The organism is Sediminimonas sp. (assembly GCF_024637375.1).
Lineage (GTDB): Bacteria > Pseudomonadota > Alphaproteobacteria > Rhodobacterales > Rhodobacteraceae > Sediminimonas.
The window spans coordinates 1-7,744 of sequence record NZ_JAGXFK010000007.1 but is presented as its reverse complement, the minus strand read 5'-3'; the positions used below and the strand labels follow the sequence as shown (position 1 = coordinate 7,744).

Here is a 7,744-nt window from a genome sequence, read left to right as displayed (position 1 = left end):
GCTGGCCCGTGCGGCGCGGCGGCCGGGCCTGGTGGCCGGGGCCGGGTTGGAGCCCGCCGGCGTGGCCACCCGCGCGCGGCTGATGGCGCGGGCTGCGACCGGGCGATGGTAGGGCTCAGGTTGGGCTCAGGCGTCGTCGGGGCGCAGCGCCAGCCAGATCAGCGCGCCGCCGGCCAGCACCAGGAACGGTGCCATCGCCAGGTTGACGAGCGCCCACCCCGCCTGCGCCGTCCCGCCCGAGCAGTTCAGCAACCCGCCCGATGCCAGCGAGGCGACGGTGACACCGCCGAACACCAGCAGGTCGTTGAGCCCCTGCATGCGGCCGCGCTCGTGCGGCTCGTGGGCGCCGGCCAGCATCGTCGTGGCCCCGATGAAACCGAAGTTCCAGCCGATTCCCAGCAGCACCAGGGCGACAAAGAAATTGGACAGATCGACGCCCTGCAATGCCACCGCGCCCGCCCCGGCCAGGATCACCAGCCCGGTGGCGACGATCTTTTCGGTGCCAAACCGCGCGATCAGGTGGCCGGTAAAGAACGACGGGATGTACATCGCCAGAACGTGCGCGGTGACGATGTCGGCCGCGTTGCCCTCGTCGAATCCGCAGCCGACCACCGCCAGCGGCGTCGATGTCATCACCAGGTTCATCAGCGCATAGGACACCATGGCACAAATTACCGCCACGGCAATGCGCGGGGTGGTGATCAGTTCCCACCGGGTGCGGCCCTTCGGTGCATCCTCGCTGGGCACCGGGGGCTTGGGAATGTCGAGGAAAAAGAACAACCCCGCCCCCACCACGTTGATGGCGATCACCGTCAGGTAGGCGCCCAGGAACGGGATCACCAGCGCCTGGCTGGTCGCCTTTATCAGTTGCGGGCCGATCACGGCGGCGGCCAGCCCGCCGGCCATGACGTAGGAAATCGCCTTGGGGCGGAACGCCTCGCTGGCGGTGTCGGCGGCGGCAAATCGGTAGAACCCCTGCGCCGACATGTAGACACCGGTAATCAGGCTGCCCAACAGGAATATCGGGAACGATGCCTGGTAGAGCCCGTAAGCGCCCACCGCCGCTCCCAGGGCGCCGGCGCCGCTGCCGATCATGAAACCGACCCGACGGCCATATTTCTGCATCATGTGCGAAACCGGCGTCGCCGCCAGCATCGACCCCATGACGATCAGCGAGATCGGCAGCGTCGCGAAACAGACGTTGGTGGCCAGCGATTGCCCCGCCAGCCCGCCGATGGTGAAGATCATCGGCATCTGTGCGCCCAGAAGCGCCTGCGCCAGCACCAGTACCACGACGTTGCGCCGTGCGCGACGGTCGTCGTCCGGGGGGGCGGGATGATATGCGGATTCCGTCATGCGATGTTGCTAGACCGGCCTTGGAACGGCTGCAAGCCATGTTTCGCGCACCCGCCCGTCGGGTGCGGCGATTGCACCGCGCCGGCGCGCGTGCCAAGACGGCGATGCGGCCCGCCGGCGCGGCGCGTGACTGCCAGGGGATGAGATCATGGACGAAGAAGACCACGAAATCGGGCGGATCATCGAAACCCCGGCCTGCGTGGCCGAAGGGGCGGCGTGGCTGGCGGCGAATGACAGCCGCATGGCCCATGCCTACCAGCTTACCGGGGCGCTGCCGCTGCGCCGCCGGCCGGACGGGTTCGCGCAGCTTCTGGGCGCCATCGTCAGCCAGCAGGTCAGCACCGCGGCGGCGCGCGCGGTATGGGGGCGGCTCGAATCGGCGGGGCTGACCGAGGCGCCGGCGATCCTGGGCGCCGACGACGAGGCGCTGCGCGCCGCCGGCCTCAGCCGGCAGAAGGCGCGCTACGCGCGGGCGCTGGCCGGGGCGGGGATCGACTTCGACGCGCTGCGTCAGCGCCCCACCGACGCGGTGGTGCGCGAGCTGACCACCGTCACCGGGGTCGGTGTCTGGACGGCGGAAATCTACGCCATGTTCAGCCTTGGCCGCGCCGATGTCTTCGCCCCGGGCGACCTGGCCCTGCAGGAGGCGGCGCGGCTCTTGTACGAGCTGGAGGCCCGCCCGAAAGAGCGCGAGCTGCGCACCATGGCAGAGCGATGGAGCCCCTGGCGTGCGGTTGCGGCGCGGCTGCTGTGGGCCTATTACCACGTCGAAAAGCAAAGGGAAGGCATCGCATGACACGGGTATTGAACGCAGAACGCCGGGCGCCGGTTTCGGGCACTGCGCGGTCGGTCGTGGTGTTCCTGCACGGCTACGGCGCCAACGGGGCCGACCTGCTGGGCCTGGCGGACGTGCTGGGCGAACACCTGCCCGACACCCTGTTCGTGGCCCCCGATGCGCCCGAGGCCTGCGCCGGGGCGCCGTTGGGGTTCCAGTGGTTCCCGATCCCGTGGATCGACGGGTCGTCCGAGGATGTTGCCGAGCGCGGGATGCACCAGGCCGTGGACGATCTCAACGCCTTTCTGGATGCGCTGCTGGTGGATGAGGACATGCTGCCCGAACAGATGGTGCTGTTCGGCTTTTCCCAGGGCTCGATGATGGCGCTGCATGTCGCGCCGCGCCGCGAGGACGAGATTTCCGGCGTGGTCGCCTTTTCGGGGCGGCTGCTGTCGCCCGAACTGCTGCGCGACGAGGCGGTGAGCAAGCCGCCGGTGCTGCTGGTGCATGGCGACCAGGACGACGTGGTGCCGGTGCAGTCGCTGCCCGAGGCGGCGCAGGGGTTGCAGGACGCGGGATTCGACCAGGTCTATGCCCATATCCAGAAGGGCACCGGCCACGGCATCGCGCCCGACGGGCTGAACGTGGCGCTGGGCTTCATGCGCGACAAGCTGAGCCTTTGAGGGCGTGAGAGGGCCGCGCCTGCGGCGGGCAGGGCAAGGGGGCTGTCCGCCCCCTCTTGGCCTGCGGCCAATTCACCCCCGAGAGTATTTTGGGAAAGATGAAGGGCGCACGACGGTCACTCCCACTCGATGGTGCCCGGCGGTTTCGAGGTCACGTCATAGGTGACGCGGTTGATGCCCTTGACCTCGTTGATGATCCGCGTGGCCGTTTCGCCAAGGAAATCGTGGCTGAACGGGTAATAGTCGGCGGTCATGCCGTCCACGCTTGTCACCGCGCGCAGGGCGCAGGCGAAATCATAGGTGCGCCCGTCGCCCATCACGCCCACGGTGCGCACCGGCAGGATGGCGACGAAGGCCTGCCAGATCTCGTCATAGAGCCCGTGCTTGCGGATCTGGTCGATATAGACCGCGTCGGCCTTGCGCAGGATGTCCAGCTTTTCGCGCGTGATCTCTCCGGGGCAGCGGATGGCCAGGCCGGGGCCGGGGAACGGGTGGCGCCCGATGAAATGCGCGGGCAGGCCCAGTTCGCGGCCCAGCTTGCGCACCTCGTCCTTGAACAGCTCGCGCAGCGGCTCGATCAGTTTCAGGCCCATCTTTTCGGGCAGGCCGCCGACGTTGTGGTGGCTCTTGATGGTGACGCTGGGCCCGCCCGCGAAGCTGACCGATTCGATCACGTCGGGGTAGAGCGTGCCCTGGGCGAGAAACTCGGCGCCGTCGATACCGTCGGCGTATCTCTGGAACACGTCGATGAACAATTTGCCGATTGTCTTGCGCTTTGTTTCCGGATCGGAAACGCCATCGAGTTCGCCGAGGAACAGCTCGCTTTCGTCGGCGTGGATCAGGTGCATGTTGTAGTGGTCGCGGAACATGGTCACGACCTCTTGGCCCTCGCCCAGCCGCAGCAGGCCGTGATCGACGAAGACGCAGGTCAGTTGATCGCCGATCGCCTCGTGCAGCAGCACCGCGGTGACGGAACTGTCGACGCCCCCCGACAGCCCGCAGATCACGCGGCGGTCGCCGACCTGGTCGCGGATGCGCGCGATGGCTTCGTCGCGGTAGGCGCGCATCGTCCAGTCGCCGGCAAAGCCCGCCTCGCGCACGAAGTTTTCCAGCAATGTGCGCCCGGCCGGGGTGTGGTGCACCTCGGGATGGAACTGCACCGCGTAGAAGCGCCGCGCCACGTCGGCGGTGATGGCGAAGGGCGCGCCGGGCGAGGTGCCGTAGACGGCGAATCCCGGCGCCAGCCGCGCGACGTGGTCGCCGTGGCTCATCCAGACCTGCTCGCGCCCGTCGTCGAACCAGCCCTTCAGCAGGGTGGTGCGTTCGTCGGTCGGGCTGACCCAGGCGCGGCCGAATTCGGCGGTGCCGTCGCCCGATTCCACCGTGCCGCCCAGCATGTCCATCATCACCTGCTGGCCATAGCAGATGCCCAGCACCGGCACGCCCAGCTCGAACACCTGCGCCGGCGGGCGCGGGGCATCGGGCTGCGTCACGCTGGCCGGGCCGCCCGACAGGATTACCGCGCGCGGCGCCATGTCGTGCAGCATCGTGCCGGTTACGTTCTGGAACGGGTGGATCTCGCAATAGACGTTCAGCTCGCGCAGGCGCCGCGCGATCAGTTGCGTGACCTGGCTGCCGAAGTCGATGATGAGAAGGCGATCATGTTCGGGTGTCTGGCTCATGTCCGCCTAGTAGTGGCCGGCGCGGATTGGCGCAAGAGGGACAGCGCGCGGACGATGTCGCGGATGGGGCTTATTGCGGCGCATATTTTCACTGCCCGCCCGGGGCGAGCCATTAGAACGGCCTGAAGACAGGCGCGCGGCCGACAGTCGGCCGGGACTGGACATGCAGGAGCGTTCGACATGGCACAATCGCAGGGCGCAGGGGCACGGGCAGGGCGCAGGGGCCGGGGCGGCGGCGCGGCGCGGCGCGCCGAACGCGGCGCGGTTTCGTTCGAGACGGCACAGTATATCGAACGCAACATCCCCAATTTCGAGGAGCTCAACGACGAGGCGCTGGAAATCATCGAGGCCAACGCCGAAACCATCCTGCAAGAGGTGGGCGTCAATTTCGTCAACAACCCCAAGGCGCTGGAGCGCTGGCGCGAGGCCGGCGCGGATGTCGAGGGCGAGCGCGTGCACATCCCCCGCGGGCTGGCGCGCAAGCTGTGCGAAACGGCGCCGTCGCAATTCACCCAGCACGCCCGAAACCCCGAGCGCAACGTCGTCATCGGCGGGCGCAACATGGTCCTGGCGCCGATCTACGGCCCGCCCTTCGTGCATGACGTCAACACCGGTCGGCGCTATGCCACGATGGAGGATTTCCGCAAGTTCGTGAAGCTGGGCTACATGTCGAAATGGCTGCACCATTCCGGCGGCACGGTGTGCGAACCCACCGACGTGGCCGTGAACAAGCGCCACCTGGACATGCTGCATGCCCACATGACGCTGTCGGACAAGCCGTTCATGGGCTCGGTCACCGACCCGGCGCGCGCCCGCGACAGCGTCGAGATGGCCGGCCTGCTGTTCGGCGAGGAGTTCGTGCGCGACAACGCGGTGATGACCTCGCTGATCAACATCAACTCGCCGCTGACCTTCGACGACGTGATGATGGGGGCGCTGGAGATCTATGCCGAAGCGAACCAGGCCTGCATCCTGTCGCCGTTCGTGGTCGGGGGGGCCATGGCGCCGGTGTCGATTGCCGGCACCCTGACCCAGGTGCTGGCCGAGGTGATGACCGGTGTCGCCTACAGCCAGCTTGTCCGCCCCGGCGCGCCGGTGATTTTCGGCGCCTTCGTCACCTCGATCGACATGAACAGCGGCGCGCCCACCTTCGGCACGCCCGAGGCCAGCCACATCACCTACGGGGCCGGGCAACTGGCGCGGCGGATGGGGTTGCCGTTCCGGTCGGCGGGGTCGTTCACCGGCGCCAAGCTGCCCGACGCGCAAGCCGCCTACGAGACTGCCAACAGCCTCAACATGGGGTTGCTGTCAGGTGTGAACTTCATGCTGCATGCCTGTGGCTGGCTCGAAGGCGGGCTGGTCGCCAGTTTCGAGAAATTCGTGATGGATGCCGACCAGCTGGGCGCCTTGCACAAGTTCGCCCAGGGCGTGAACGTGGATACGAACGCGCAGGCGATGGATGCCATTCGGGAGGTCGGCCCCGGGGGGCACTACCTGGGCTGCGCGCACACGCAGGCGAATTTCAAGACCGCGTTCTGGCGTTCCGAGGTGTTCGACTACAAACCCTTCGAGACCTGGTTCGAGGAAGGCGCCCGCGACACCCAGGTGCTGGCCGCCGCGCGCGTGCAGCAATTGCTCGACACCTACCAGCAGCCGGCCATGGACCCCGGCATCGCCGAGGCACTGGCCGGCTACGTGGCGCAGAAAAAGGCGTCCGAGCCAGACGCCTATTCCTGAGCGGGGGCGGCTCTCAGGGCACCGCCGTGCTGGCGCGTAGCAGGCGCGCCTCGCCCATCATCGCGATCAGCACATCGACGTGGCGGCAGGCGCTGTAGCAGGCCGCCCCGGCGCGGCGCTGCGCGTCGAGTGCCGCCTCCATCTCGACCAGCGCGCGCAGGGTGGCGGCGCCGCGCCCGGGCTCGGTGCCCGGCAGCAGGCGGCGCAGGTGACCTTCGCAACAATACTCCTGCAAGCCGATGCGCGCCGCCCTGTTCAGCAGGCGCGGCCGGCGCAGCGTGTCGAGGTGTTTCAGTAGCTCGTCCATATCGGTGTCCCCGGCAGTTATCCCCAAGAGGCGCCGAGATAATCACGGAAACAGAAGGTGTTGCGCGCGGCGTCCGGCGCGTGCGCGGAGCGTTTCCAAACTGTTTAGAAGTTAGAAACAATCATTTCCATATCGCAAACTATTAACCAACAGGTAACGATCTCGCGCCTAACTTGTGGGCAATTCTGGGGATAAGGCTTGGATAAGTTTGGCAGTACCGCTGACGTGAAGGAGGCAGATATGCCGCGCAGGTCCATGTCCGGCGATGTCGTCGGAATGCCCGTGCCGGGCTGGGTTTCACCCGAGGCCTGGCGCTACATCGCCCATACCGAGCACGGGCTTCCGATCCGGGAACTGGCCCGCGCGGCCGGCTGTCACGCCTCGACCGTGCTGCGCCAGATCCGCACTCTCGAAAATCGCCGCGACGACCTGTTGGTGGACGAGGCGCTGCGGCGGCTCGGGGACGGGACACCTGCGCCCGTGCCCGGGCACGCCCCGGCAGTCGCGCACAGCAGAAAGGACGGCCCGCCGATGACCAAGCATTCCCCCTCCGAGATGAGCTGCGGCGGCGACCGCCTCGAACGCGATGCGGCACCGATCCTGAACCACCTGTGCAAGCCCGCGACCGTGCTGGCGGTGGCGCGCGAGATGGACAAGGCCGTGGTCGTGCGTGACCTGCCCGGTGGCGAGACGCGGCGCCTCGCCGTGGTCGATCGCCCGGTGGCGCAGGCGATGGCGCTGAATGGCTGGATCGACTGCGCAGCACCGGGCCGGGTGTCGCGCTACCGTGTCACCGGCGCCGGGCGCGAGGTCTGTCGCCGGGCCATGGCCGAGGCGGAAAACCGCGCGGCACGGGGTTTCGAGGAGGCGCCGATCCCGTTCGTAGGCCGGCCCGGCGGCGCCGGTGATGCGGCCGTCCCGCCCGCGCAAGACGGCGGGCGCATGCGCTACAGCGCCCCCGATTCCCCCGTCGCGGCCTTGGCGCGGCGCCGCGACAGGAATGGTCGGCCGTTCCTGTCCGAGGCGCTTGTCACCGCCGCCGAACGCTTGCGCGAGGATTGCGAACTGGCCCGCATGGCCGAGCCGGCGGCAGGCGGCTGGGAAAGCCTGGTCACCGCGCCGCCCCCGGCGGTGGACGCGCGCGAGGCGCCCGGCCCATCGGCGGCGCGCCGCCGGGTGGCGCGCGCGCTGCACGAGCTTGGGC

General features: G+C 68.5%; 7 protein-coding genes. 4 read left to right on the top strand and 3 right to left on the bottom strand.

The window, feature by feature from the left end:
* Positions 1-126: 126 nt before the first annotated feature.
* Positions 127-1,356 (bottom strand): MFS transporter, encoded by a 1,230-nt coding sequence (locus tag Q0L89_RS00965; RefSeq protein WP_296761788.1) that lies wholly within the window; start codon positions 1,354-1,356, stop codon positions 127-129.
* A gap of 148 nt (positions 1,357-1,504) precedes the next feature.
* Between Q0L89_RS00965 and Q0L89_RS00960 the strand changes: the two genes are divergently transcribed.
* Together Q0L89_RS00960 and Q0L89_RS00955 are read left to right on the top strand one after the other, a co-directional pair.
* Positions 1,505-2,152, top strand: coding sequence for a DNA-3-methyladenine glycosylase 2 family protein (locus Q0L89_RS00960; protein WP_296761787.1), 648 nt, complete (start codon positions 1,505-1,507; stop codon positions 2,150-2,152).
* Positions 2,149-2,814 carry an alpha/beta fold hydrolase gene (locus Q0L89_RS00955; protein WP_296761786.1) on the top strand — a complete coding sequence of 222 codons (666 nt, stop codon included), beginning with the start codon at positions 2,149-2,151 and terminating at the stop codon, positions 2,812-2,814. Before Q0L89_RS00960 ends, Q0L89_RS00955 begins: the two co-directional genes overlap by 4 nt.
* Before the next feature lie 116 nt (positions 2,815-2,930).
* On the opposite strand, the gene guaA is transcribed toward Q0L89_RS00955, so the two are convergent.
* Positions 2,931-4,496, bottom strand: a complete 1,566-nt coding sequence (gene guaA, locus Q0L89_RS00950; RefSeq protein WP_296761785.1) for a glutamine-hydrolyzing GMP synthase — start codon at positions 4,494-4,496, stop codon at positions 2,931-2,933.
* 180 nt (positions 4,497-4,676) lie between these two features.
* On the opposite strand from guaA, the gene Q0L89_RS00945 reads away from it, so the two are divergent.
* Positions 4,677-6,233 carry a trimethylamine methyltransferase family protein gene (locus Q0L89_RS00945; RefSeq protein WP_296761783.1) on the top strand — a complete coding sequence of 519 codons (1,557 nt, stop codon included), beginning with the start codon at positions 4,677-4,679 and terminating at the stop codon, positions 6,231-6,233.
* Positions 6,234-6,246: 13 nt separating this feature from the next.
* On the opposite strand, the gene Q0L89_RS00940 is transcribed toward Q0L89_RS00945, so the two are convergent.
* Positions 6,247-6,540: a DUF6477 family protein gene (locus Q0L89_RS00940; protein ID WP_296761781.1), complete on the bottom strand. Its 294-nt coding sequence runs from the start codon at positions 6,538-6,540 to the stop codon at positions 6,247-6,249.
* Positions 6,541-6,780: 240 nt separating this feature from the next.
* Between Q0L89_RS00940 and Q0L89_RS00935 the strand changes: the two genes are divergently transcribed.
* Positions 6,781-7,744 (top strand): DUF6456 domain-containing protein (locus tag Q0L89_RS00935; RefSeq protein ID WP_296761779.1); only part of this gene is annotated, 964 nt, incomplete at its 3' end.